The sequence below is a fragment of the Microbacterium sp. 8M genome (assembly GCF_902506375.1).
Classification (GTDB): Bacteria; Actinomycetota; Actinomycetes; order Actinomycetales; family Microbacteriaceae; genus Microbacterium.
In genome coordinates, this window is sequence record NZ_LR733284.1 from 3,446,139 (window position 1) to 3,471,762 (window position 25,624).

Consider the following 25,624-nt stretch of genomic DNA (forward strand, 5'->3'; position numbering starts at 1 on the left):
CTCTGCCGTCCTGATCCGCTCACAGCGCCACCACGGTCGCCAACCGGTCTCCCATGCGGATCGTGTCTCCGTCGTGCACCGGCACCGCAGCACCGGCGGTCGCGGCGTACTCGATGCCGTCCCGGATCAGGCCGGAGCCGTTGGTCGAGCCGCAGTCGACGATCTCGAACCCGCCGGCGACGGGACGAACGAGCAGGTGGGTCTTGGACAGCGACCTGCTCGCGTCCGCAAGCGGGAGCGGCCGCGCATCCGGATGCATCGAGCCATCCGGATTCCTGCCGAGCAGCACGGGCTCGGTGACGGGGATGCTCTGTCCGGTGTCGAGCCGCAACGCGAACCGTGCCACCGAATCTGCGGGCGGCGAGGCCGGCGCGGCCAGTGTCGGGAGCGGCCCGGGTGCGGGTTGCTGTGCGGGCGCGGGCTGCGGCGCGGGCCGCAGCGGGGGAACCTGCGGCGCGGGGGCGGGCGGCGTGGGTGCGGGCGGCGCCGGTGCGTGCTGAGCCTCTGGAGCCGGCGCGTGCTGAGCCTCTGGAGCCGGCGCGGGGGTCGCCGTGACGACGGGTGCCGGCACGGGCTGCGCCTGCGGCGCCGAAGGAGTCGGCGCGAGGGTCGGCACCGACGGCGCCACGAGCGGCTGCTGCAGTGCCGGGGTGGCCGCGGGCTGGGGCACATCTGCGGACGGGGTCGGCGAGGGCTCGGGCCGTTCCGGAGCGGAATGCGGACGAGCGACACCGAGCACGCCGGCGCTGATCCGGCTGCCCGGCTGATAGGTCGGGGCAGCAGTCGGCCCGACCGGCGTCGCCAGCGAGGGAAGCGCAGAACGCTCCGGCACCGGCTCCGCCTTCACGAGCTTCCTCGCCAGGCGCATCCGCTTCTCATCCAGCGGGTTCAGGCCATTGCGCACGTCGACGAGCCACACCCGTGACGCCCTGTCGTGCCACCCGCGCCCGCGACCCTCGGGGTCGAGCAGCGGAGAGATGAGGAACACGATCCCCAGCACCGGGACGATGCTCGCAGCGCACAGGATGAGGAAGCGCAGCAGCACGGCACCGACACCGGCGCGCTCCAGGGTGCGCACGCTGATGAGGCGCAACCCCATGGTCGCCTTTCCGACCGTGAGCCCCCGGACGCCCTGCAGCACCAGCTGCACGACCGCGAAGGCGAGGCTGAGCGCCACCGTCACCCCGGCCATGATCATGGAGAGCCGGAAGTCCGGATGATTCACGAATCCGTACAGGGAGATCGTGCCGGTCGCGAACTTGAGCAGCAGCGGGACGGCTCCGAGCCACAGCGGCAGCTGCAGGAGGTACCAGATCGCGGCGTCGATGACCGCGGAGACCGCGCGGCGCCCGAGTGGCGCCTTCACGAGTCCCAGCGCCGCGGCGTATGCCGGGTCGGGGCGTCCGTCGGCGTCGAGTCCCTCGATCACCGGCTTGTGCTCGTCGAACTCCCAGATCATGTCCTGAGGCGCGTTCGAGCCACCCGCCTTCACCTCCGGCATGACCAGCTACCCCTCCGCGATCGTCTGAGTCGGAGCATCGACCCACAGCATTCGTCAAGCCTACGGAACTTCCGACAGGACCGTCGATGGGGACGACTCCCCATCGCGGCTGTGCCGGATCCGCTCAGCGTCAGCCCGGAGCCGATCTCACCGTCGTCGGATAGACGATCAGCCCTCAAAGTTCTCGGTCGAAAAGGGGCGGGATTTCAGCGGCAATCACTGCGCCGAGCTGCCCAGTGCCCGCCGGAATCGTCCGTTCGTTCGCAAACACGAGTCGAGGACGGCCTGCTCGTATGTCGTGGTCATGGGATCCTCCCCGGAAAACCTACCGGGGAGGATCCGCGCGTGTGATCGCTCCGTGTCGGCCACGTATCGATATTCAGAGCGATGAGCGGTCCGGCGCGATGGGCTGGTCGATGCTGACGTTCTTGGACTGCAGGTCAGTAGGCGCACGAGCGGCGACCAGTGGAAATGAACTCAACGCCAGTTATAGGTGAAGCTCCAGCGCAAGGCTGCGAGCGCATCAGACGTGAGTTCTGGGTGGCGCTTCGCCATCTCTCGCGCCGCCGCGTCTCCGCCGCAAACGAGCGTCAGGCGGACCGTGCGCGAAGCGCGCGGTGATATCTCGTGCCCTGCCGCGCCTTCTGCAACACATACTCGAGCGCTTCCGGCTCGTTGTCGAACGTCCGCAAGGTCTTCCCCAGAACGCCCCCGCGCTCATCCGAGACGTACACCTTCCAGCCGGTGTCATCGCGTTCGAGGACGACACCCTCGCTCTGTCGCTCGCCAACGCCGTACAGCACGGGCACCTCCAGATCCTCTTCGCGCACGATGCGCTTGAGCTCATCGATGTCCATCACTTGACCTCCCGAATGAGTCCGAGTATCTCCAGCATCTGCGGGCTGATTGGCAGGAGATCCTGTGTCGCCCCGCCAGGTGTGCCCCAATCCGGGATCGGAGCGGCCTCACCGCGCTGAACGGGCGAGAGATCACTGAGGTCTTCGCCGAAGTAGTCGAGTCCGGAATCGACGATCTCTCGATCCTGCGGGCTCAGCTGATCATACTGCCCCTGAGCCTCATCCAACGTCCGCGTCCACTCGTACTGGTGATAAGCATTCGGATTGTGCTCGTAGGGCAACGATCGGCTCTCATAGGAGAACGGGCCGTCCTCGGGCACCGGAGAAACGTAGGTGCCCCTCGGGTCACCATACCGGTCGAAACGATCACCCACCTGCGGCGTGTGATCGCTCTTGATGGGGTTGCCGTCCGCGTCGAGCACGAACCCGTTCTTCGGCGCCTTCGACCAGTCGATCTCGCCCTTGTCGTTCAAGCACTCCGGTCGAGGAATGAGCTTGTCGTTGGCGGGCTTCGACACAGTCGGCTTCCCGTGGCCCGGCGCATCGAAGTGGTCATTCCCCTTGACCTGCTTGATCACGTCGTCGAGGTGGCCGTGCATGTTGTCTGCGACCTGGTGGAACTTGCCGTGCAGGTGGGAGAACCCCTTGACGGCGGCCTGCTTCAGCTCGCGAAAGATCGGCTTGACCTCGCTCATCAGTCGTCCCCTCCGAAGTCGAGCGCAGAGAACTCCGCGAAGAACGTCGACGTGATCGACTGGATATCCGCCCCATGCAGCTTCAACTCCGTCTGCGCATCCTCCAACGCCTGCAGATCCGCATAGAACTCATCCGAATCCCCCACCGACGCCTCCACCATCGGCGCATCCAGCACCGCATCGATCACCGCAGGCAGATGCTCCGCCAACGGCTCGATCGCCATCGGCGCCAACTGATTCATCAACTGCTCCACCACGATGTCCACCGCCGCGTTCAACAACTTCTTCTTGATCAGCAGCATCGGCCCCGCACCCAGAGCCGTGATCGGGTTCGTGAGCATCCCCACCAGGGTCACGAGGGTGGCTGTCACGTCGACGATGACCTTGACCTTCAGCCCGGTGATCGCCGCCGCACCGATATCCATCGCCATCGCCGCCGGCGGCATGATGTCGATCAGCTTCTGCAGATTCTGAGACCGATTCGTGTTCCACGCACTCAACGTCGCCGGACCCGTCTGCCCCCGCATCGCACCACCGATGTCACCGTTCACCTTCCGGTCCACCGACTGGATCACCGACTCCAGATCCGTACCCAGATTCCGCACCAACGTCGCACCCTTGGCCACCTCATCCTCATCGATGTCCGGCCAATCAAAACCCAGCTTCTCCATCACCCAGACAAGCTCATTCGGCAACATCATTCCCACGACAGCACTACCTCCAGCAAAGGACTCTACGAAAACACGACCCGCCGCAGCGATGGGGAGAACTACCCATCCGAGCCCCGGCGCATCCGATCACTCGGCGTCGGCCGGATCCGCGTCGGTCATGTCGAGCAGCGACAGATCCGCCTTGCCGACCAGGCGGGAGGCGATCACGTGCTCGACGAGCCGGGAACGCCGGTTGGTCGCGGATCCGCCCACGCCGCCGCGCATCCCGGGCACTCCGATGCGGTCGAACTTGTCGCACACGTTGTCGAGCTTCCGGTTGAATCGGGTCACCGTCCAGCCCAGCCGGGCGGCGGCGTCGGCGCTGGACGGGATGGCGCTCATGCCGGTGCCGTCGCGTCGCAGCAGCGGCTCCGCCAGCGCGACGAGCAGCTGCTTCTGGCTGAGGGTGAGGGGCACCTCGCCGATCGTGGAGTCCCCGTCGGTCTCACGCTCGCGCCGGGTCTCGCGGAAGGTCGGCTCCGCGGCGTGGATCGTGAACTCGTAGGTCGTGGGTCCGGCGGAGAACACGACGCTCGTGGTCGCGAACACGAGCGGCAGGCGCGCACCGGGAGCCAGCCAGGCCTGCACCCCGCCGGTCGCGTCGGTCACCGTCGCCTGCAGCCGGGCGCCGATGTTCGCCAGCCACCACAGGCCGCCCGACTCGGCGATCTCGAGGAAATGCCGGTGCAGGAACAGGTTGTCGTCGATGGCGAGATCGCCCTCGCGCCCCACCACGAACCTGCCTCCGGGCTCGATCGGGAAGTACTCTCCGGCGAACTCCACCGTCACTCGCGCGCGCGATGGGTCCTGCGTGACCTCGGGATCCAGGGTCATGGCGTGCATCCTCTCACCGTCGATGATCCGGATCCGTTCTCGCGGCGCAGCACGACATCGATGCAGGTCTTGCCGCCGGGCTGTGCGGGGATCGTGATCTCGGGCTTGTCGACTTTGGTGGTCTCACCGTCGCCGGCCAGCGTCACCACCGTGACGAGGTAGGAGTCGCCGTCCTTCGGGCTCGGGTTGGTCCAGGTGAAGCGCACCGAGCCCGAGCCGTCCGGCGTGCCGACCAGGTCCTTCGGCGTCGCGGTCATGTCGCCGAGCGGATCCTGTGGGTCGGCGGTCTCGGCCGTCGTAGGCTTCGGCTTGGGCGAGTCGGCGTTGAGCAGGTTCACCGTGAGGACGGACCCGCCGATGAGCACGACCGCTGTCGCGGCAGCCGCCAGACCCCAGATGAGACCCCGGCGCGATCGCGGGGCGCCGGGCGCCGCAGGGGCTGTGGGCGCGGACTCTGCCGGAAGCGGGCTCGGAGCGGGCACGGCCGGCGCGGGGCTGACGGTGCGCGGCGGTCGCAGGACGGTCGGCGCCTCGTCGTCGGGCGCAGGCTGCGGCGTCGGGGCCGCGGGGGCGACGGCCGGCACGGAGGCCGGTGCGGCGGGCGGTGCGGCGGGTGCCTGAGCGGACACCTCGCGCGGCACCCGGATCATGGTGCGGTCGGCCGCGGTCTCCTCGGGCGCCCCGGGAGCGTCGAAGCGCGGCCCCGGCGCCGGCGGCGCAGACGGCGGGAGCACGGGGCTCGTGGTCGCCGAGGGGCGCGTGGCCGTGTGGCTCGGGTCGATGCTGACGACCTCGCGCACCCGGGTCAGACCGTCGTCGTCATCGTCGTGGTCGGGCTCAGGCTGATGGTCGTCGACGATGTCGATCGGGGTGACCGAGTGCGACAGCTCGATCTGCACCTTCTGCAGCGCGCGGGCGAACGCCACGGCACTGCCGAAGCGGTCGTCCGGGTTCTTCGCCATGCCGCGCTCGAGGACGCGGGTGAGGCTCTCCGGCACGTCGGCGCGCCCCAGCGGAGGCAGCGGCTCCGACTCGATGCGCGAGATCAGGTCGGCGCCGCTGTTGCGCTGGCCCGGCTTCTCGAACGGGCTGCGCCCGGTGAGCAGCGTGTACAGCGTGGCGGCGAGCGCGTACACATCGGATCGCACGCCGCCCTGCGGCGGGTCGCCGAACGACTCCGGCGGAGACCACGGGATCGACATCCCCGCCGCCTCGTTCACGGCGCCGGTGGTCGAGGCGATGCCGAAGTCGGTGAGGGCGGGCCGGTTGTACGCGGTGACGAGGATGTTCGCGGGCTTGATGTCGCGGTGCAGCACGCCGGCGCGGTGCGCGGTCTCCACGGCACCGGCGACCTGCACGCCGACGCGGAGCGCCTCTGCCACGCTGAACGGCTCCTTGCGGGCGCGCTGCTGCAGGTTCGGCCGCGGGCAGTACTCCATGACCAGGTAGGGGCGGCCGTCGGCGGCGACGCCGGTCTGGTAGATCGTGACGATGGCGGGATGCGTCGAGAGCATCGCCATGACGTTCGCCTCGTCGGCGAACTCCCGCGCGGCGCCCGACGCCAGACGGTCGGCGAGCAGCACCTTCACCGCCACGCGCCGGCGCGGCTGCTGCTGCTCGTAGAGGAAGACGTCGGCGAAGCCTCCGGTGCCCAGCGGCTCGACGTAGTCGAAGCCCTCCAGCTGCGGCGGCGGAGACGGCGGACGGCTCACGGCAGCTCCTCGAACGCGACGGTCACGCCGTCGCCGAGGTCGATCACGTCGCCGGTGACCACGACCGTCTGCTCGCCGGGGTGCAGCCGCACCGGCTCGGCGCCGGAGCGCAGCAGCGTGGATCCGTTCGTGGTGTGCAGGTCCAGCACCACGACCGCGTCGGCCTCGGGGCGGATCTCGAGGTGGCTGCGCGAGATGTCCTGCTGCGGGCTGTCGACCGCGACGAGGTGCGGCAGCGTGGCGCCACTGGACCGCGTGGCGCGTGGACGGCGGCCGATCACGACCGTGCGGTCGAGGGCGATGACCTGCCCCGTGGACAGCCGCACCCGCGGTCCCGACGCCGGCGCCGCACCGGCCGGGTCGGGCGCGGTCGCCCGCCGGGGCTGCTGGGTGATGCCCGGCACCGCCGACACGGGCACGGCCGGGACGGGCTCCGCCAGGGTCGCCGTGGACGGGAGGTCGTCGGCGGCCGGCGCTGCCGGGAGGTCGCCGCGCATCGCCCGCGCCTGGGCGAGGGAGATCGTCGCGCCGTCGTGATCGCCGTCGTCGAAGGCACCGGGCGCGGGACTGCCGACCGCGGCCGGCGCCGGACGGAAGTCGAGCGTGTGCCCGCCCAGCGGTGTGACGATGGTGTCGGCCGGCGGCAGGATCGTCTCCACCGCCGCGGGTGCGCTGAGCACGGTGTCGTCGACATCCTCCACGTCGGTGGCGTCCGCCGCGCGGTCGAGCGCCGGCTCGACGGCGTCCGTGGAGGTCCCTTCGACAGGCTCAGGGACCGGGGCAGGCTCGGGATCCGGCTCGGGGGTGGGCTCCGGATCCTGGGTGGTGATGCCTGTGGTCGTGCTCGTCGAAGCGACGTCGGGCGCTTCGGCCCCTTCGACAGGCTCAGGGACCGAGTCCAGGCCGCCCTCCCCGGTCGCCGAGCTCGTCGAAGCGACGTCGGGCGCTTCGGCCCCTTCGACAGGCTCAGGGACCGAGTCCAGGCCGCCCTCCCCGGTCGCCGAACTCGTCGAAGCGACGTCGGGCGTTTCGGACCCTTCGACAGGCTCAGGGACCGGAGCGGGCTCAGGGACCGGAGTGGACCCAGGGACCGGAGTGGACCCAGGGGCCGGGGTGGACTCCTGCCCGCCCTTCTCGTCGCTCCGCTCCTCGCTCAGGGACCGATCCGGGTCGGTGGTGTCGCCCGCGACGACGGCGGCGGCACGCACGACGCCGGCGACGATCGGCAGGGCCGGATCCTCCCCGCGGTCCTCGACGCGTATCTCGATGCCGGTCACCGCCGGAACGAAACGCTCACTCCAAGTCGTCACCTCGGCGCCGGTGATCTCGCGCTCGTCATCCGCGGTGACCACGCGCGCGAGCACCCGGCCGCGCACCGCGATCCGCGCGTGCTCGCCCTCGCGAACGACGGCCGCGAACGGCGGGATGGCGGAGAACGACCCCCTGCCGGCGGCCGTCAGGGCGTCGACGACGTCGGCGAAGGACACCTCATCGGTGGCGACCCGCTCCCACAGCCCGGCGACGAGCGCGGCGTCCGCATCCGGCGGCAGCGCCACGACGGCCCGCGGGCCGATCAGCGCGTACCAGGACCCTGCGCGGTAGACGGTCTTCATCAGCGCATCCCTCCCATGGCCTCGGCACGCGGTCGCGTGTCGGAGTCGATGTCCTCATCGTCGATGCCGCTCGTTCCGTCGCCGCCCGGACGGGTGGTGACGTGCACGGCGTCCACGACGACCGCGGTCACGTTGTCCCGCCCGCCGAGCTCGAGCGCACGGTCGACCAGGCGTTCAGCGGCGGTCTGCGGATCCTCGTGGACGGTCAGCAGGGTGCGGATCTCCTCGTCGTCCACCTCGCTGCTGAGCCCGTCGGAGCAGACCAGGATCCGATCGCCCACCCGGGCCGGGATCATCCAGTAGTCGGCCTCCCCGGTGCTGCCGGCGCCGATCGCCCGGGTGATGATGTTGCGGCGGCGGTCCTTCGGGGCGTCCGCGGCGAGGAGCTCGCCGGAGTCGATGAGCTCCTGCACCACGGAGTGGTCGACGGAGATCTGCTCCAGCGCACCGCCGGAAAGCCGGTAGGTGCGGGAGTCGCCGATGTTCAGGGCCAGCCAGTACCCGACGCCGTCGACCGCGGCGATGGTCACGCCGCTGAGCGTGGTGCCCGCCTTCGACGCACCGGGACCCCCGATCACGTCGACGGCCGCGCGCACCCGGGCCAGCGTGAAGCTGACATCGTCGATCGTGAGCACCGGTCGGCCGCGCAGCTGTGCGAAGCCGTCGATCACGGTCGTGCTGGCGATGTCTCCCGCCTGATGCCCGCCCATGCCGTCGGCGACGAGGAACAGCGGTGCCTGCGCGAGCAGCGCGTCCTCGTTGAGGGAACGGCGCAGCCCCGTGTGCGTCGCCGCTCCCGCCCGGGCCACGATCGGCGGCGTCATGCGTAGCCGCCCACGGTCACGATCCGGTCGCCGATCTCGATGGCGTCGCCGAGGCGGATCCGCACGCGCTCGCCGGGCGGGCAGGCGATCCGCACGCCGTCGCGCACGATCGTCATGCCGTTGGTGGAGTGCCGGTCCATGACCCAGCCCCCTGCGGCCTCCGCGGCAGCCTCGAAATGCGTCTTGGACAGGGACAGCGTCTCATCGCGGACGACGACGACCGTCGCCCCGGCCTCGGGCGCGGGGTTGCGGCCGAACAGCGTGCGCCCGGAGACCGTGGCGCGAGCGCCGTCATCCCAGACGAACTGCAGGCGGTGCCCCGGGATCGAGATGCGGGTCTCCTCGGGATCATCGTCTTCTGCCGGCTGCACGACCGGCGTCTGGGCGAGGGCGTCCGCAACCGTGGCGGGAGGGGCGCCGGGCACCGGCGGACGTGCCGGCGCCACGGTCTCGGGCCCCGACACGACCGGCGCGGCCGGCGCGGGCACGGACGGGCTCACCCCGGGGACGACCGTGATCATGGCGCTCTCGTGCGCGGCGTCGGCGGCGGCCCGTGCGACCGGCGACAGCACCGTGGCGTCGTGCGGATCCACCTCGGCCGGGGCGCCGGTGACGGGAGCGCCCGCACGCGGCGCGTTCGGCAGGGTGTGCCCGGTGGGAGAACCCTGCCGTGCGGCCGGGGAAGCCGGTGCGGCCGGGGAACCCTGCGGGGCAGCCGGGGAGGCCGGTGGGGCGAACGACGCTGCGGGGGCGGGCGACGACCCTGCGGCGAACGGGGCCGTCGGCGACGCCTCGGGGGGCGCTTCCTGCGGCGTGGGAACGAACGGGGCCGCCGGCGCGCCCGGATGCACGGCGTTCGCCGGTGCGGCGCCGGGGACGGTGGCGAGGGACCGCGCGGCAGGGGCGCCCGCGGCTGCAGGGGCGGGGGCGGCCGCGGGTGCACCCGCGGTACCGGATGCCGCGGGCCCGACCCCAGCCGCGCCGCGCACGTCGCGCACGATCGCGCCCGCGGCGCGGTCGTGCCAGCCCTGGAACCGTCCGGAGCCGTCGAACAGCGGCGTGAAGTAGCCGACCACGATCGCCGTGCTCAGCCCGAACACGATGTTGCGCAGCAGCGCGCGCCCGAAGCCGAGCGGTGCCTCGCTGCCGTCGCGCACGACGCGCAGACGCATGATCCGCATGCCGACCGAGGCGCCCGTGCCCTGCAGGAACGTCGAGACGACGAACCAGACGGCGGCCAGCCCGAACGTCACCCCGAGCCCGAGCAGCATCATGGCCAGCAGGCCGGTCAGAGTGTCGGACTTCGCGGACATCGCGACCGCTGCGGAGACCCCGTAGCCGACGATCAGGATCGCGGCGGAGATGGCGAGGTCGATCGCACAGGCGATCGCGCGACGCGAGACGGGAGCGATGGGTCCCACCGGGTTCGTGGTCATGGTGTCTCGCTCTCGGATCCGGGGCGTGCGGCTCGGGTGCCGCCCTGCTGCCCTGCAGTGCTCTCGATCGTGCCAGGTGCGCCCGAGCTCGCGCCAGAGCCGCTCCCGGGTCGGCGGATGCGCTCGGAGGCCGCGTCGCGCAGCCCCTGCACTCCGGCCGACAGCCGGGATCCGCCCAGCAGCGAGCGCAGGCTGAGTCGCGCGAGCATGCGCCGTCGCCAGCTCGCTTCCTTGCCCAGTCCGGCCACGATCCCGTCGACCTCGCGCCAGAACGCGTCCACGTCCTCCGCGGTCGGCTCCGCGGGTCCGAACACCTGGGCATCGGCGCGGTCGGCGAGCGCCGTGACGGCGGGCACGGTGAGGGCGGTGGCGACGGTCTGCGCCTCCTCGGCGCGCGTGGCGCCGACGGGGAGACGCGCGCCGTAATCCACAGCGCGGTCGGTGAGCTCGTCCCAGCCGCCGCTGATGCGGTCGGCGGCGAGCGCGGCCGCGCGCCGCTTGCGCCGGCGGGCCGCCTTCCACGCGCCGATGACGACGAACGGCGAGGCGAGGATCGCGAGCACCAGCAGCACGCTGCCGGCAATCCCGAGGATCATCCCGATGATCCCGAGCAGGTCGTTCGGGCCGTCCTGGTTGCCGCGCTGATCGGGCACGCTCGGCGGGAGCTCCACCGGCTCCTGCGGCGGGGGCGGCGGCTGCAGCACCTGGGGCTTGGGCACCACTTTGGGTTTGGTGATCTGGTCCTGGGGCACCTTGTCCTTCGGCGGCGTCGGGTCGAACGGCACCCAGCCCGCCTTCTCGAAGTTCACCTCGACCCAGGCGTGCAGGTTGTCCCCGTTGGCGGAGAACGTGCCCTTCTGCCCCTTCTCCGGGTAGAAGCCCATGACCACCCGCGCCGGGATGCCCAGCGAGCGTGCGGCGAGCGCCATCGCAACGGCGTACTGCTCATCGTCGCCGACCATCTGCTCGCCGCCGATGAGGGTGGAGATGCGCTCCTCGGTGTGGCCGGCGCGGCTGAGCGCCTCGCCTTCCAGGCCGTGGCTGAAGAAGCCCTCCTCGGAGAACTTCTTCACCAGGGCGCGCACCTGCGCGATCGGGGTCTTCGCATCCGCCACCGTGTCTGAGGCGAGCGCGGCGAGCTTCTCCGGGGCTTCGGCCGACTTCGGCATCGCGACCGTGCCGAAGTCGAGGTCCTCGAGCTCCTTGTCGGTCCAGGTCCTCGGGATCGTGGTCTGCACCGTGTACGTGTCGCCCTTGCGCAGCTTCGAGGTGGCGACCGCGGTGCCGGTGGACTCGTTGTAGTACGTGCCGCGACGCAGCACGTCGGCGTCGGATCCGCGGAACGAGATCCTGCTCACCTGCCCGGCGTCCGGCAGCCACACACCCCTGTACTCGTCCATCGTGAAGTCGAGCGTCGCGGAGGAGCCTGTCGCGCTCGCCGACATGTTGTCGCGGATCGGACTGAACGCGCCCGACGACCCCACGCCCTTGTCGGACACGTCGTAGACGACGCCGTTGTACGCGTCCATCGTGCCGACTCGGATCCTGGCGCCCTCCGGCAGTCCCTTCACGGTGAACAGGGTGTCCTTGCGGTGGTCCTTCACATACCCGCGGTACGACTGCAGCGGGCTCGCGTACTGGTGCACGTCGAACGGCGGCAGCACCACGTCGCGGAACACGTGCCGAGGCTCGGCGAGCGTCGTCGCGGCGGCCACGCCCGTGCCGGCGAGCGCTGCGACGGCCAGCACGGCGGATCCGGCGAGGATGCGACGGCGGCGCAGAGCGGTGGAGCGGGATCCGTCGGCGGCGACCGAGACGGCGGCGTCCGCGGTCTCGCCGGTGCCGCGCAGTGCGAGCCAGCCGACCACCACGAGGGCGAAGACGACGCCCTGGGCGATGGGCGCGGCGGGGGCCGGGACCCCCATGGCGATCACCAGCATCAGGTGCGCGGCAGCCGGGATCAGCGCCCAGACCGCCCTGCGCAGCCGGAGCGCGAGAGCGGCGGCGACCACGCCGAACACGAGGGCCGACAGGAACGGCACCAGCGCATACCCGTCGCCGACCGCGACCGGCGCCACGGTGGTGAGCATCGCCTTCCAGCTCGTGATCGCGCCGGCCGACAGCGCGCCGAGCGTCTGCCCGGTGGGGACGACGCCGAACAGCGTGGTCTGCGGCAGCGCGAGCGCGCCGCCGAACAGGTAGTACGCGAGCAGTGTCAGTCCGGCGGTCGGCAGGATGCCCCAGCCGCGCCAGGCGCAGAGCAGGGCGACGCCGAGTCCGAGCACGAGCCCGCCGAGCGCGGCGGGCAGGAAGGATCCGCCCGCGAACGAGGGCCACCAGCCGACGACGCCCACGCCCATGAGCAGGGCGACCGCAACGAGGTCGGTGATACGACGAGCCGTCATGCGAGCACCTTCCCGAGGGCGAGCGGCAGCTGCTCGAGAGCTCCCACCGTGATGACGTCGGCGTCGCCGATGCGGCGCAGCGAGGGCGCCTCGCCGAGATCTGCGACGATCGCGAGCACGCGCGAGCCGAACGGCAGCCGGGCGCACGCGGCGCGCAGCTCCTCCGGGGAGGTGCGACTGCCGCCGACGAGCACCACGACGCTGGACAGCGGCATGTGCGCAGCCACCGTGCCCGCGAGCGCCGACAGGCTCCCGTCCCTCGCGCGGCCCTCCTCGACACCGGCGAGCGAGTCGAGCAGCTGCTTGCCGGTACCCGAGGGCAGGGAGCGTCCCTGCACCCGGAGGTCGACGTGCTGCGAGTCGCGGATCGCGCGCAGGCCGACGGATCCGGCAAGCGAGATCGCCAGCTCGAACTCGTCGGGCTCGGCGTACTCGGCAGCGTTGCGGCTCAGCCCGATCACGAAGTGCGACCGGCGGGTCTCCTCGTACTGGCGCACCATGAGCACCCCCGTGCGCGCCGAAGAGCGCCAGTGCACCCGGCGCAGGTCGTCACCGGGCTGGTACTCGTTGAGCGCGTGGAATGACACGTCGTCGCGGGACAGATCCGAGGCCGGCAGGCCCTCCAGGTCCCGCAGGAAGCCGAGCGACTGCCCGTCGAAGACGATCGTCCGAGGGTGCACGAACAGATCGATGGGCTCGTCGCGGCGATGCGCGCGCTCGAACAGCCCGAGCGGGTCACCGCGCACGACGCTGACCGGGCCGACCGAGACGACACCGCGCCGGTGCGTCGGGATCGCGAAGAGCTCCTCCGCCTCCTCGCCGGGGGCCAGCCGCTTGATGCCGAACTCGCCGCGGCCGGCGCCGACCGGCAGCACCACGCGGGACGGCAGGATCGCCCGCGTGCCGCGGTTCGCCAGGGTCAGTGCGCCCACCGCACGCTCCCCCACGACGACGCGGGTGCGGGCGAGGTCGAGGGTGACGTCATAGGCGGTGCGCCCGATCAGGAACAGCGCGCACAGCGCCAGCACCACGGCGATCACGACCGCGATCACGGCCAGCTCGAGCCAGCCGAGCGGCAGGGCGATCACCAGGCAGCCCAGAGCGATGGCGCCGAGCACCCACGCGAGCGGACGCACCGCGGAGGCGATCAGCCGCAGCCGTGCACCGACGCGCGCGAGCACCAGGGCGGCGACGTCGCGCCAGCCGGCCTCGCGGTCGGATCCGGTCGGGTGGTCGGTGCCACGCGACGGGGCGGTGGTGGTCATGCGTGCTCTCTCGGGGTGGCTGTCATGGGGCGGTCCCTTCGACAGGCTCAGGGACCGCCCCATGACAGCCACCCCGAGAGAGCACGCAGACCGGGGGTGGGGCTCAGGGATCGGGGGTTCAGGCCGCGGTGCGCGCCTGGGGGGCGGCGATCTTCTCGATCACGCGGGCGATGACGGTCTCGGCGGTGGTGCCGGCGAACTCGGCCTCGGGGTCGAGCAGCAGGCGGTGCAGCCACACCGGGCGGGCGAGCGCCTTCACGTCGTCGGGCAGCACGTAGTGCCGGCCGTGCGCGGCGGCCCACACCTTGGCGATGCGGACCATCGCGAGCGCACCGCGCACGGAGACGCCGAGCCGGATCGCGGTGTCGGCGCGGGTCGCCTCGACGAGCTCGGCGATGTAGCGCAGCACGGCGGGCTCGACGTGCACGGCGGCGGCGAGGTCTGCCATGTCGGCGACGGCGCTCGTCGTGATCACGGGGTTCAGCTTCGCCGACGGGTTGCGCTCCGCGGCGCCGGCGAGGATCGACGCCGTGACGTCGAGATCGGGGTAGCCGATCGACGTCTTGATGAGGAAGCGGTCGAGCTGCGCCTCCGGCAGCTTGTACGTGCCGGCCTGCTCGATCGGGTTCTGCGTCGCGATGACGAGGAACGGGCGGCCGGTCTCGTGCGGCACGCCATCGACCGTGACCCGGGACTCCTCCATGACCTCGAGCAGCGCCGACTGCGTCTTCGGCGAGGCGCGGTTGATCTCGTCCGCGAGCACGATCGACGCGAACACCGGACCGCGGTGGAACTCGAACGTATGCGTGTTCTGGTCGTAGATGGTGACGCCGGTCACGTCCGACGGCAGCAGGTCGGGCGTGAACTGGATCCGCGAGCTGGTGCCCTGCACGGTTGCGGCGAGCGCCTTGGCGAGGCTGGTCTTGCCCGTGCCGGGGGCGTCCTCCAGGAGCACGTGCCCCTCGGCCAGCATCGAGGCGAGCACGAGGCTCACCACGTCGCGCTTGCCCTGCAGCGCCCGGTCGACGTTGTCGGTCAGGCGGCTGAAGGTGCCCTGGAACCAGGCGGCCTGTTCGGGGGTCATCGTCATGTCTGTGTGTTCCTCTGATCGTGAGATGGTGCGCGATTCCTGCCGGATCAGCCCGGCTACGGTCTCGCCCAGAAGCTCTTCTCGGTATCGACGCCGTCGCCCCAGCCCACGATGTCGACCCAGACGTCGACGCCGTCACGGCCCTGCCAGCAGGACAGCTGCAGGCTGCCCTGGCCATCGAAGTTGACGCTGTGGTTGCCGCCGATCTGGCCGTACGAGCTGGAGTGGCAGGTCACGTTGTAGGTGCCGATCTTCAGGTTCTGCCAGTTCACGACGAACAGGCGGCAGCCGTTGACGCAGCTGCCCGCTGCAGCTCCCTGCGTCACCCACACGCGCGGCGGTGGCGGGCTGTCCGTCTTCGCGGAGGCGGAGGCGATGTTGGACGACTGACCTTCGGTATCGAAGGCCTGCACCCGGATCGAGTGCGTCTGGTCATAGCCATTGCCGACCGTCGTCGAGCCGCTGTCCGCCACCGATTGCCAGCCGCCGCCGTCCACGCTGATCTTGATGGACACGTCGCGCCCGTTCCTCGCCGGTGCGGACCAGCTCAGCGTCACACTCTGGCCGTTGTTGACGGCCCGGGCTCCTGGCGTCCCGACAGGACCGTACGGCTGGAGCCCGCTCCGCGAACCGGCTGTTCCGGGCTGGGACTCCTGCCCGCCCACTACTGAGTAGGCGCGCACCGACACCGTGTACGTGCCGTTGTTCGCGGCCGGGATGTTCGTGCCATCCCAGTTGCGGCTCCACCCGCCGCCGATGGAGTACTCGTAGTGGATCTCCGAGCCGCTGGCGCCGTTCGCATCGGCCAGCGTGTACGTCACCGCGATGTTGTTGTTCTCTTCTTTCGCGGAGGTGATCGTCGTGGCACCCGGCTGTCCGAACGCGCGCTGCGGGTTGGAGGCCGCCGACCAGGCGCCGGCACCGGCCTTGTTGTTGCCGCGCACCTGGAAGGTGTAGTCCGAGGTCGAGTTGCCGACCGTGACGTTCTGGCTCAGCGTGGTGCCGGGGATGCCGGTGATCGTCCGCACGACGGAACCGCCCTGCATCACCTGCAGGTCGTAGCTCGAGATCGCATCGCCGTTCGCTCCGGCCGCCGTCCACTTGACGGTCATCTGCGACTGGCTGCCCACGGACGGCGCGCTCTGCGCCGTCGGGGTGCCGGGCGCGGTCGGCGGTCCGGCGGGGATCTCCGAGGCCGACCAGCCCGACCAGCTCGAGGGCTCCGGGGCGCGGTTCACGGCCTGCACGCGCACCTGGTAGTTCGCGCCGTTCTCCAGGCCGTCCCACTTCAGGGAGTTGCCGGTCACGCCGGTCTTCGTCGCCACGCCGCTCGGCGGAGCCGGTGAGATCTCCAGGTTGTACGAGGAGACCGGGGATCCGGGAGTCGTCGGCGTGGTCCACGACACGTCCAGCGACTTGTCGCCGAACTTCAGGGTCGGCGGGTTCGGGGTGTCGGGGCGCGCGTCGGGACGGGCGACCGCCGACGTCGGCGACGGCTTGCCCTCGCCCACCCGGTTGGTGGCGGTCACCGCGAAGGTGTACTCCACGTTGTTCGTCAGGCCGTCCAGGGTGCAGGTCGTCGACGTGCACTGCTTGGTGTAGCTGCCGCCGCTGGTGGCGCGCACCGTGTAGCCGGTGATCTCGGCCCCGTTGTTCGACGGCGGGCTCCAGTTCAGCACCACGGTGCGGTCCTGCACGCTCGTCACCTGGGGTGCGCCGGGCGCGTCCGGCACACCCTGCACCGTGACGACGATGCGGCCGTCGACCTCGCGGTCCGGATCCTTCGTCGCGTCCTGCACGCGGTAGGTCGCCACGATCTGGCCGACGAACTTGGCAGACGGGCTGATCACGATCTTGTCGCCCTGCACCGAGGCGCCGTCGGCGTCACCGGTCTGCACATCGACCGAGCGGATCTTCAGCGGCTTGTCCGGGAACGGGTTGACATCGTTCTGCAGGACCGGGATCGTGACGGGCTTGCCCTGATCCGCCTGCGGAACGGTGTCCTCGTTGGCGACGGCGAGCGGCCGCGTGGACGCGGCGACGGTCACGGCGACCGTGCCTGAGACGGGGTCGGTCTTGCCGTCGGTGATGCTCAACTGCACCGTGGATCCGGTGCCCTTGGGGGTCGACGAGTCGGCCTCCACGCGCAGGGTCGAGCCGTCCAGGCTGGCCTTGATTCCGTTGTCCGGCTGCCCGGTGATCTTGTAACTGATCTTCTTGGCGTCGCCCGGATCCGGGTCCTTCGTGAGCGCCGCGAGGTCGACCTTCTGCGCCTCCTCCCCCGGGGCGACCGACACCTGCGCGTTGGTGAACGCCGGCGGCTGGTTGTCGGGCGGGAGCACGGTGATCGGCAGGCTCAGAGTCGACTTGCGACCCTTCGGGTCATCCGGTCCGGTGCCGTCTGTCACCTCGAAGGTGAGCGCGTCGTCGCCGAAATAGCCCGGCTTGGAGGTGTAGACGAGGGTGTGCTCGTCCTTCAGCAGCGGCGCGCCGTTGCTGTTGACCGCGCTGACCTTGCCGGCCTCGGTGATGCGCACATCGCCGCCGCCCGCCACGACGACGTACTTCGAGAGCGGCACGTCGATCGTCTCTCCGCTCTTCACCTCGACCGGCTTCGTCGAGCGCAGGGTCGGCGCGAGCTCGGAGAGCGCGGGGACGAAGATGAACGCCGACGCGGTCTGGTCGTCCTGGTCGGTGACGGAGTACTGCACCAGCTGGCGCTTCTCGGTGACGGTGACCTGGATCTTGCGGTTCTGCAGCACCTTCGCCGACGCGTCGGAGACGCTGAGCTTCAGTGCGTCGACCGTGCCGTCCGGATCCTCGTCGTTGTCCAGCACCGGCACCTCGACCTGCAGGCTCTCGCCCTTCACGTCGGACGCCTGGATGCGGTCGTCGCGGGCGATCGGCGCGACGAGGGGCACGTCCTCCGCGACCGTGATCTGCACCGGGGCGGTGGCCGTGGCACCGCGCGAGTCGGCGACGGTGTACTGCACGGAGGTCTGCAGCGGCCGGTTCGGCGCCGTGATGAGCACCCGGTCACCGGACACCGTGGCTTTGAGTCCGTCCACGCCGGCCGCGACCTCGATGCCGTTCTTGACGAGGCCGATGGTGTCGCCGTCGGGATCCGAGTCGTTGGTCAGCACGGCGACCGCGACGGTGCGACCGGGCCGCATGACGATCGAGTCCTTGACCGCGTACGGCGCCTGGTTGATGTTGGCGCCGGGGGCGATGCCGACGCGGATGGTGGCCGTCGCCTCCTTGCCGAGGCGATCGCGCACCTTGTAGGTGAAGGTGTCGATGCCACTGGACTTGCCGAACGCGTCGTACGTCAGGTAGTTCGAGCCGATCTCGGTGACCTGGCCCTGCTTCGGGGCGGAGTCGAGCCCCACGAGTTCCACGGAGTCGCCCTCGGCGTCGAGCCCGTCCAGCGGCACCGGGATGCGAACGCTCGTGCCGCTCAGGGCGCGCACGGTGATGTCGTGCGGCCGCGGGGCGGTGTTGGTCTTCTCGTCGACCGGGAGGATCTGGATCGTGATGTACCCGGCGGCCTTCTGCCCGTTCGAGTCCACCGCCTCATACGTGGCGTAGACGGTGCGCGGCGTGTCGCCCGCGCGGAAGCGCACGGTGTCCTGCGACACGAACGCCTCGCCGTACTTCGGATCCACGAGCGGCTCGACGAGGTCCGGCGACACGTGCAGCGTCGTGCCCGGCGCGTGCTTGTCGTTCGCGAGCACGGGGATCGTCACGACGTCGCCGGCGCGCACCACCGCCGTGTCGTCGTTCGCGGTCGGCGGGTCGAGCTTGGCGGGCGCCGGTATCGGGATGACGATCACGTCGCCGTCCGCGGACTTGGATCCGTTCGAGATGCGGTAGCTGATCCGCACCTCCTTGTCGAGGTTGCCCTGGTCGGTGATCCGGAGCGTCTCGTGGTTGAGCACCGAGACGGCGACGCCGCTGTGCGGGGGCACCGTCACCGACTGCACCACGAGGATGCCGCCGGCCGGGTCGATGTCGTTGTTGAGCACCCCGGCGAGCACATCGCCGCCGCTGGGCAGCAGCGCCACGTCGCGCACCGCGATCGGCGGCGCGGCCTCGGCGGTCTTGTCCAGCACGTCGATGCGCACCAGGCCGGGCACGGCGTTGGGGCCGGCGCTGACCAGGTACTGCATGTAGTAGGTGCCCGGCGCCTCCGACTGGAACGTGAAGGTGCCCTCCGCGAAGTTCGGGGTGATCACGGCGCCCGGCGTCTCGTCGACGCGGGTCAGCCGGAGCTGCTCCTTGCCGGAGCTGGAGTCGTTCAGCAGCGGCGTGGCCGTGACCTGCTCGCCCGCGCGGGTGACGTAGTGGTCGGCGTTCGTCTTCGGCGCCGTGGTGCCCGCGGGGCGGATGTCCAGGCGGATGGCGCCGCTGGTGAGCTCGCCCATCGCGTCGGCGACCTGGATCCGGATCTCCTTGCGACCGGGCAGGCTGGCCACCGCGCGGTAGGTGAGCTGGCCGTCGGGCGTGTAGTCCACCTCGTCGCCGGGCGCCGCCTCGACGTCCTTGAGGTACACGTCGTCACCGTCCGGGTCGATCCAGTCGGGCAGCACGTTGTACGTCACCGCGCCGCCGGCCTCGACGAGCAGACCCGGGGTGCGCCGCTGCTTCGGCGCGGCGTTCATGCTCCAGTCGTGCACGCTGACCGACGCGTTCGCGGTGGCCTTGCCGCCGCGGCCGTCATCCGCCTGGTACTGGAAGGACGCGGATCCGGTCGCGTCCTCGGGCACCGCGATCTGCAGCGCTCCGCCGTTGTTGATGGGCTGCACCTCGCCGATGGACGGCTGCTCCTGGGCGAGCGAGGCGACGAGCACATCGCCGTCCGCGTCGGTGTCGTTGTCGAGCACGGGAAGCAGCGTGGTACGGCCGGGGCGCACTCCGAACTCGTCGTCGTGGGCGACGGGCGCCGTGTTCTCCGGGGTGCGCTTGGGCAGCGTGGTCTCGACCTGGTCGTCGGTGGTCTCGTCCTGCTTCTCGCTGTCGCCCTCGGGCGGGACGATGTCCTGCCAGTTGTCGACGCGCTGCAGGTTGTCGGTCGCCATCCACGCCGCGCCGCTCGCCGTGTCGTTGAGCACCACGACGTCGCGGTTCACACGGAACACGAGGGTGGAGCTGCTCTCGGCGCCCTCGATCGAGGTCTTCAGGTCGTTCGCGGATCCGATGCAGTCGCGAAGGAACTTCGCGGATCCGCCCCAGGCGCCGTAGGTGCAGCCGTTGAGGTACACCGGAGCGGCGGGGGCACCCGTGCCGCCCACGTCCTGCACGGCGGGGGCGGAGCCGTCGAGCGGCACCGAGATCAGGGCGTCGGCGGTCGCCAGCACTGCCGCGCCGTTGTCGGCGGACGGCTGCTGCAGCACGGCGGCGTCGAGGTTCTTCACGTCCGCGCCGTCGAGCACGGTGCGGTGACCGGCGGCGAACACGGTCTTCGCTTCGGCATCGAGCACCACGGGGGTGCTGCCGACCACCGTGATCGTGGGCTTCGCGTTCCCGCCGAGTTCGATCTTCTCGGTGGACGGCGACTGCGCTTTGCCCTGAGCGTCCACGTGCACGGTCACGACCGTGCTGTCCTTCGCGGAGACCGCGTAGACGGTGCCGTCGCCGCCGACGGCGACATCGGCTCCCGCGCCGAGCGTCGCCAGCGGCTTCTCCCCCGCGGCCTTGAAACCGCTCAGCGACGAGGCGGAGCGCACCCAGAGCTTGCCCTCCTTGGGGTCGAGGATCGCGACGGTCGTGCCGCCGAGCGCGGACTTTGCGCCACCCGGCAGCAGCACGGCGTCGCTGAGGACGACGCGGGCAGGGTCGACGCTGGTGAGCGTGGATGCGGTGTGGTCGGTGACGAGCACGGTGCCGCCGGATTGCAGCACGTCGTAGTTCTCACCGCCGGTGCGCAGGCCGCCGTCGAGCACGCGGGACTCGTTGTTGAAGTGCCCGACGAGCAGGCTCGAGGTCTTGGTGAGCCAGACGCCGCCGTCATGCAGATCGACCTCGGCGGTGGGGTTGCCCTCGTAGGCGAACGCCATGCCGGTGACGGCGAGAGCGGCTGCGGTCACACCGGCCGCGGAGGCGAGAGTCTTCGGCCGCATCCGCAACCATGCGAAAGACTTCACGACGATTTCCCCCCGAACATCGAGCACAGCCGTCCCATGAGGAATTGTCAGGGGACCGTAAGAGTGTATGTCGGGAATCTGGGAGCCGCGATGGGGAGGACTCCCCATCCATCCTTCGATCGATATCGCCTTCGCGAGGCCGGATCCGCGCTCTCCGCATAGGCGGGAGCCGTACTCTCGGAGCATGTTCCTCGACTCCGTGCTGCAGCGCGTGGAGCCGCTGCTGCTGCGCGTCGACCGCATCGCCGGCGGCCGGAACGCGCACGAGAAGATCGTCGAGTCCGACCGCGATCACGTCCGCACCGTCCGCGCCTTCCGCTGGGTGTTCTGGCTGCTCGCGCTCGAACTCGTGATCGGCGTCGTCGCCGTGGTCATCGCGGTGGTCATCGCAGTGCAGGCGTCTTCGATCGCCGCGGTGCCGTTCGCGGTGTGGATGCGCGCGCTCATCGTGCTCGCGATGACCGCGACGCTCTTCTACTTCGCGTGGCGCGCCGCCCTGGGCTGGCGGTGGGCGTATCAGCGGCTGCGGCTGTTCGCGCAGATCTTCCCGGTGATCACGCTCGTGATGGCGGCGATCCCCGGGCTGTACCCCGCGTGGATGGTGACCGAGCAGATCGTCTTCAGCCTCATCATGATCGGCGTCGCCGACTTCCTCACGAGCGACCACATGCGTCGCGTGTTCCGCAAGCCTGAGGCGCCCGCCGCTCCCGCATCCGCCGACGCCGGAGACGACCTCTAAGCCGCGCGCCAGCACCCGGCGACGTGGTCGTCGACCATGCCGGCGGACTGCATGAGCGCGTACATCGTGGTCGGGCCGACGAAGCGGAAACCGCGCTTGCGCAGCGCCTTGCTCATCGCCTCGGACTCCGGGGTGACCGCGGGGATCTCCGCCATCGACCGCGGACGGGCCGCGGGCGCCGCCGGCGCGAACGACCACATCAGCGCGTCGAGCTCGCCGTCGGCCATCTCGCGCACGAGACGCGCGTTGCCGATGGTCGCCTCGATCTTCGCCCGGTTGCGGATGATGCCCGGATCCGCCATGAGCCGCGCGATGTCGTCGTCGCCGAACTCCGCGACGACCTCGGGATCGAAACCGGCGAACACCTCGCGGAACCGCGGACGCTTGCGCAGGATCGTGATCCAGCTGAGCCCCGCCTGGAAGCCCTCGAGCGACATCTTCTCGAAGAGCGCACGGTCGCCGTGCAGCGGCGTGCCCCACTCCTCGTCGTGATAGCGGCGGTACTCCGGATCCTCCCCCGGCCAGGGGCACCGCGGGCGGTCGTCGGGGGCGGGGATCGTCATGACGACCAGGCTAGGCGAGGCCGCCGACACGGGGCGCAGGCCCGGCGGCGCCGATGCACGGCGTTCGCCATCAGCCCGCTGTCTCCGCGAACAGCAGGGCGTCGTCCGACGCCAGCACCACCTGACCGGCGCGCACGTCCGCGACAGCGAAGCCGGCGGCGCCACGGATGGGCGGGATCTCTTCGAGCGCTCCGTCCGACAGCCGGACCAGGCGCTGACGGCCGGCCCACTCGCCGGTGCGGAACACGGGGGTCAGGATCGCGGAGACGCCGTCCGAGGTGAACCGTGCGCGGATGCCGTGTTTGCCCGGCTGCTTCTTCCACCCGCTTGCCTCGAAGACGCGGCGGGCGACGCGCCCCGCCGCATCGAGCTCCGCGAGTGTGAAGAAGTCGCTCCCGTACTTCAGCATGCTGGCCGTGTCGCTGCCCTGCGCGGCCACGAAGCGGACGCCCGCGACCTCGATGGCGTCGGCGATCGTCGGCGCCGCCACGCCACCCGGCGCGGTCGACGTCCGCCCTCCCGCCATCGGGTAGTCGTCGCCGGGGAGCAGCTCCGCGCTCTGCCAGGCCGCGGTCGCATCATCGACGCGGAGTGCGGCGATCGTGCGGGCGTTCTGGAAGGTGGACGGATCGGTCAGGACGACCAGCCAAGTGTCATCCGACGCCCGCCGCGCGATCCCGCCCGCGGTCAGCCGGCGTTCGCGATCGGTCGCTGCGAAGAGGTCCGGGATGGTGACGGTCGTCGCGGACGAGAGCGCCTCGTCGGCGACCACGAGCGTCCGGTCGTCGACGAGCACCGCGACGCCCGCGGCGCCGCGGTCGATGATCACCGGCTGCGCCCCGAACGCGCCCTCAGGCAGCGCCAGTCGTCTCTGCTCGCCGGAGGTCTGCACCTGGATCAGGGACGTCTCCCACCCGGCGTCCGTGCGCAGCGTGGCGATGCACAGCGCCGACCCGTCGGCGCGCAGGCACACCGTCGGCGGATGCGGGAACGCGAGGGCGCCTTGTCCGAGGTCGACGCGTGCCGTCGGGGAGAGCTTCATGACCCGAAACTACCAACCGGCACCCTGGGCCACCGAGCGGCTACAGCTGGCGCGCCTTCCTCAGGGCCTTCTCGTCGACCGGAGCCTGGCCCGAGGCCTTGAGCTCGGCGTAGTACGCGCGCGCCTCGTCCTGACGGACCTGCTCCGCACCGGAGGCGAGAGGTGCGCGCACGTGCTCGGGCTCGTAGCCGAAGGCGTTGACGAGGTCGAGGGCGTGCGGGCGCAGGCGCGCGCACAGCCGGTCGATGTAGCGAGAGACCGAGGCCGCGCGCTGCGCCGAGAGGCGGCCGTTGATGAGGTACCACGCGAGGTGCTTCTCGATGAGCTGCAGGCCGAACAGATCGCGCAGCCAGGTGAGCACCGTCCTGCTGTCCTCATCCGCGACGCGGCCCAGGGCGTCGGTGAAGGCCTCCCACTGCAGCAGCTCGCCGTGCGCACGGGCCGCCTCGATGAGCTCGGCCTGGTTCTCGTTGAACAGCTTCTCGCCGAGCGCCTTGTCCTTGCCGGCCGCGCGCAGGCGGCCCGCGATGTCGGCGACCATCTGCTGCACCCGGTCGGTGAGCAGCTCGTGCTGCTGCTCGGCGCGCAGGCCGTTCTCGACCGAGCGGGCGGTGGATCCGAGATCCGCGACCGCCTGCCCGAACTGGCGCAGTCCCGCGCCGTGGAAGACCTTGCCGGCGGTCTGTCCGACGGCGTAGCGTGCGAGCGTCTTGGCGTCGGCGCCCTGGAACTGCTTCGCGAAGTCGGTCAGCAGCCGCTTGCCGACCAGCTGCAGCAGGACGTTGTTGTCGCCCTCGAACGTCACATAGATGTCGAGGTCCTGGCGGAGGCCCACGAAACGGTTCTCGAACATGAACCCGGCGCCGCCGCATGCCTCGCGGCACTCCTGCAGCGTGTCGAGCGCGTGCCAGGTCGACAACGGCTTGAGGGCGGCGGCCAGCGTCTCGAGGTCCTCGCGGTCGTCCGGGGTGTCGGTGCGCCCCGAGAAGACGCCGTCGAACTTCTGCAGGAACTCGTCGTGCGCGAACAGCTGCGCGTACGTGGTGGCCAGCCGCGGCAGCAGCCGGCGCTGGTGCTTGCCGTAGTCGAGCAGCGTGGTCTCCTCGCCGCTGACCCCGTTGAACTGGCGGCGCTGGGTGGCGTAGGTGATCGCGATGTACAGGCCCAGGGCTGACGCCCACGACGAGGCGCCATCCAGCGAGACGCGGCCCTGCACGAGGGTTCCGAGCATCGTGAAGAAGCGCCGGCCGGGGCTGTCGATCGCACTCGTGTACGTGCCGTCGGGGGCGACGTCGCCATAGCGGTTGAGCAGGTTGGTGCGCGGGATCCGCACGTGGTCGAAGCTCAGCCGGCCGTTGTCGATGCCGTTCAGGCCGCCCTTGAGGCCGTCGTCCTCGCGCCCGATGCCGGGGAGGTCCACGCCGTCCTCGCCGCGCAGCGGCACGTAGAAGCAGTGCACGCCGTGGTTCACGCCGTTCGTGATCAGCTGCGCGAACACCGTCGCCGCCACCCCGTGCAGCGCCGCGTTGCCGAGGTACTCCTTGGTCGCCGCGCGGAACGGCGTGTGGATGACGAACTCCTCGGTCTCCGGGTCGTACGTCGCCGTGGTGCCGATCGAGGCGACGTCGGAGCCGTGCCCGATCTCGGTCATCGCGAAGGCGCCGGGGATCTCCAGGCTCATGATGCCGGGCAGCCACTTGTCGTGGTGCTCCGCGGTGCCGAGCTGCAGCACGGCGGATCCGAAGAGCCCCCACTGCACGCCCGACTTGATCTGCAGGCTCGGGTCGGCGACGACGAGCTCCTCGAACCCGGCGATGTTGCCGCCGTTGTTCTCCTCCCCGCCGAGGCGCTTGGGGAACGCGCGATGCACGGCGTTGTTCTCCACCAGCAGGTGCAGCTGCGTCAGCACGCGCTCGCGGTGCTCGTCCTTGCCGAGCGAGTCGTCCCGCCAGAACGCCGGATCCTTGATCATCTCGCGCGCCTCACGGCGGGTGTCGGCCCAGGTGCCGAGCAGCAGGTCGCCGATCGCATCGACATCGATGCGCGGCGTGGTGTCGTCCTGGGCGGTGTTCGCAGTGGTCCGAAGGGCGGCGTCGACCATGAGGATCCTCTCGTGAGGTTTCTGGGATGCGTTCATGGTAGGTCGCGGACAACGCATGACGAACCCGGCTGTAGGAGCCGTCCAACTCGCCGCG

Annotated in this window: 17 protein-coding genes; 1 reads left to right on the forward strand and 16 read right to left on the reverse strand. The window is 70.8% G+C overall.

Translation table 11 applies throughout. The features are described 5' to 3' along the window. Positions 1-19 precede the first annotated feature (19 nt). The 13 genes from AERO9AM_RS16260 to AERO9AM_RS16320 all read right to left on the reverse strand — a co-directional run bounded on the left by AERO9AM_RS16260 (position 20) and on the right by AERO9AM_RS16320 (position 21,085). On the reverse strand, positions 20-1,501 hold the full coding sequence (locus AERO9AM_RS16260) for an RDD family protein (protein WP_159577086.1): 1,482 nt from the start codon (positions 1,499-1,501) through the stop codon (positions 20-22). A gap of 590 nt (positions 1,502-2,091) precedes the next feature. After that, complete coding sequence (locus tag AERO9AM_RS16265) at positions 2,092-2,358, reverse strand: hypothetical protein (protein WP_159577087.1); 267 nt, start codon at positions 2,356-2,358, stop codon at positions 2,092-2,094. Beyond that, positions 2,358-3,053: a TNT domain-containing protein gene (locus AERO9AM_RS16270; RefSeq protein WP_159577088.1), complete on the reverse strand. Its 696-nt coding sequence runs from the start codon at positions 3,051-3,053 to the stop codon at positions 2,358-2,360. The genes AERO9AM_RS16265 and AERO9AM_RS16270 overlap by 1 nt, the downstream gene beginning before the upstream one ends. Next, complete coding sequence (locus AERO9AM_RS16275) at positions 3,053-3,724, reverse strand: WXG100-like domain-containing protein (protein WP_236602718.1); 672 nt, start codon at positions 3,722-3,724, stop codon at positions 3,053-3,055. Before AERO9AM_RS16275 ends, AERO9AM_RS16270 begins: the two co-directional genes overlap by 1 nt. 126 nt (positions 3,725-3,850) lie before the next feature. Next, a complete protein-coding gene (locus AERO9AM_RS16280) occupies positions 3,851-4,606 on the reverse strand; it encodes a hypothetical protein (protein WP_159577089.1) in 756 nt (251 codons plus the stop codon). Next, on the reverse strand, positions 4,594-6,309 hold the full coding sequence (locus tag AERO9AM_RS16285; RefSeq protein WP_159577090.1) for a serine/threonine-protein kinase: 1,716 nt from the start codon (positions 6,307-6,309) through the stop codon (positions 4,594-4,596). Before AERO9AM_RS16285 ends, AERO9AM_RS16280 begins: the two co-directional genes overlap by 13 nt. Further along, entirely contained in the window at positions 6,306-7,922 is a 1,617-nt protein-coding gene (locus AERO9AM_RS16290) for an FHA domain-containing protein (protein WP_159577091.1), read from the reverse strand. The genes AERO9AM_RS16285 and AERO9AM_RS16290 overlap by 4 nt, the downstream gene beginning before the upstream one ends. Next, entirely contained in the window at positions 7,922-8,746 is an 825-nt protein-coding gene (locus tag AERO9AM_RS16295) for a PP2C family protein-serine/threonine phosphatase (protein WP_159577092.1), read from the reverse strand. Before AERO9AM_RS16295 ends, AERO9AM_RS16290 begins: the two co-directional genes overlap by 1 nt. Continuing rightward, positions 8,743-10,182 carry an RDD family protein gene (locus AERO9AM_RS16300; protein ID WP_159577093.1) on the reverse strand — a complete coding sequence of 480 codons (1,440 nt, stop codon included), beginning with the start codon at positions 10,180-10,182 and terminating at the stop codon, positions 8,743-8,745. The genes AERO9AM_RS16295 and AERO9AM_RS16300 overlap by 4 nt, the downstream gene beginning before the upstream one ends. Next, on the reverse strand, positions 10,179-12,587 hold the full coding sequence (locus tag AERO9AM_RS16305; RefSeq protein ID WP_159577094.1) for a transglutaminase-like domain-containing protein: 2,409 nt from the start codon (positions 12,585-12,587) through the stop codon (positions 10,179-10,181). Before AERO9AM_RS16305 ends, AERO9AM_RS16300 begins: the two co-directional genes overlap by 4 nt. Continuing rightward, the gene (locus tag AERO9AM_RS16310) at positions 12,584-13,852 is read right to left on the reverse strand and encodes a DUF58 domain-containing protein (RefSeq protein ID WP_236602650.1); all 1,269 of its coding nucleotides are present in this window, start codon (positions 13,850-13,852) and stop codon (positions 12,584-12,586) included. Before AERO9AM_RS16310 ends, AERO9AM_RS16305 begins: the two co-directional genes overlap by 4 nt. Positions 13,853-13,970: 118 nt before the next feature. Next, positions 13,971-14,942, reverse strand: a complete 972-nt coding sequence (locus AERO9AM_RS16315; protein ID WP_159577095.1) for an AAA family ATPase — start codon at positions 14,940-14,942, stop codon at positions 13,971-13,973. A 56-nt stretch (positions 14,943-14,998) separates the two neighbouring features. Further along, the gene (locus AERO9AM_RS16320) at positions 14,999-21,085 is read right to left on the reverse strand and encodes an Ig-like domain-containing protein (protein ID WP_159577096.1); all 6,087 of its coding nucleotides are present in this window, start codon (positions 21,083-21,085) and stop codon (positions 14,999-15,001) included. 184 nt (positions 21,086-21,269) lie between these two features. Between AERO9AM_RS16320 and AERO9AM_RS16325 the strand changes: the two genes are divergently transcribed. Continuing rightward, entirely contained in the window at positions 21,270-21,824 is a 555-nt protein-coding gene (locus AERO9AM_RS16325; protein ID WP_159577097.1) for a hypothetical protein, read from the forward strand. Here the strand turns inward: AERO9AM_RS16325 and AERO9AM_RS16330 are convergent. From AERO9AM_RS16330 to AERO9AM_RS16340, 3 genes are all read right to left on the reverse strand, one after another. Beyond that, a complete protein-coding gene (locus tag AERO9AM_RS16330) occupies positions 21,821-22,387 on the reverse strand; it encodes a DNA-3-methyladenine glycosylase I (RefSeq protein ID WP_159577098.1) in 567 nt (188 codons plus the stop codon). The genes AERO9AM_RS16325 and AERO9AM_RS16330 overlap by 4 nt on opposite strands. Before the next feature lie 70 nt (positions 22,388-22,457). Then, complete coding sequence (locus AERO9AM_RS16335) at positions 22,458-23,429, reverse strand: hypothetical protein (RefSeq protein ID WP_159577099.1); 972 nt, start codon at positions 23,427-23,429, stop codon at positions 22,458-22,460. A gap of 40 nt (positions 23,430-23,469) precedes the next feature. Continuing rightward, positions 23,470-25,530 carry an acyl-CoA dehydrogenase family protein gene (locus tag AERO9AM_RS16340; protein WP_201298668.1) on the reverse strand — a complete coding sequence of 687 codons (2,061 nt, stop codon included), beginning with the start codon at positions 25,528-25,530 and terminating at the stop codon, positions 23,470-23,472. Positions 25,531-25,624 lie beyond the last annotated feature (94 nt).

What these genes read in the sequence shown, in the direction of transcription:
- AERO9AM_RS16335 (WP_159577099.1), bottom strand. Translation starts at nt 23,429, where the DNA reads ATGAAGCTCTCCCCGACGGCACGCGTCGACCTCGGACAAGGCGCCCTC.
- AERO9AM_RS16270 (WP_159577088.1), bottom strand. Translation starts at nt 3,053, where the DNA reads ATGAGCGAGGTCAAGCCGATCTTTCGCGAGCTGAAGCAGGCCGCCGTC.
- AERO9AM_RS16310 (WP_236602650.1), bottom strand. Translation starts at nt 13,852, where the DNA reads ATGACCACCACCGCCCCGTCGCGTGGCACCGACCACCCGACCGGATCC.
- AERO9AM_RS16325 (WP_159577097.1), top strand. Translation starts at nt 21,270, where the DNA reads ATGTTCCTCGACTCCGTGCTGCAGCGCGTGGAGCCGCTGCTGCTGCGC.
- AERO9AM_RS16295 (WP_159577092.1), bottom strand. Translation starts at nt 8,746, where the DNA reads ATGACGCCGCCGATCGTGGCCCGGGCGGGAGCGGCGACGCACACGGGG.
- AERO9AM_RS16305 (WP_159577094.1), bottom strand. Translation starts at nt 12,587, where the DNA reads ATGACGGCTCGTCGTATCACCGACCTCGTTGCGGTCGCCCTGCTCATG.
- AERO9AM_RS16330 (WP_159577098.1), bottom strand. Translation starts at nt 22,387, where the DNA reads ATGACGATCCCCGCCCCCGACGACCGCCCGCGGTGCCCCTGGCCGGGG.
- AERO9AM_RS16275 (WP_236602718.1), bottom strand. Translation starts at nt 3,724, where the DNA reads ATGGAGAAGCTGGGTTTTGATTGGCCGGACATCGATGAGGATGAGGTG.
- AERO9AM_RS16290 (WP_159577091.1), bottom strand. Translation starts at nt 7,922, where the DNA reads ATGAAGACCGTCTACCGCGCAGGGTCCTGGTACGCGCTGATCGGCCCG.
- AERO9AM_RS16265 (WP_159577087.1), bottom strand. Translation starts at nt 2,358, where the DNA reads ATGGACATCGATGAGCTCAAGCGCATCGTGCGCGAAGAGGATCTGGAG.
- AERO9AM_RS16340 (WP_201298668.1), bottom strand. Translation starts at nt 25,530, where the DNA reads ATGGTCGACGCCGCCCTTCGGACCACTGCGAACACCGCCCAGGACGAC.
- AERO9AM_RS16315 (WP_159577095.1), bottom strand. Translation starts at nt 14,942, where the DNA reads ATGACGATGACCCCCGAACAGGCCGCCTGGTTCCAGGGCACCTTCAGC.
- AERO9AM_RS16280 (WP_159577089.1), bottom strand. Translation starts at nt 4,606, where the DNA reads ATGCACGCCATGACCCTGGATCCCGAGGTCACGCAGGACCCATCGCGC.
- AERO9AM_RS16300 (WP_159577093.1), bottom strand. Translation starts at nt 10,182, where the DNA reads ATGACCACGAACCCGGTGGGACCCATCGCTCCCGTCTCGCGTCGCGCG.
- AERO9AM_RS16260 (WP_159577086.1), bottom strand. Translation starts at nt 1,501, where the DNA reads ATGCCGGAGGTGAAGGCGGGTGGCTCGAACGCGCCTCAGGACATGATC.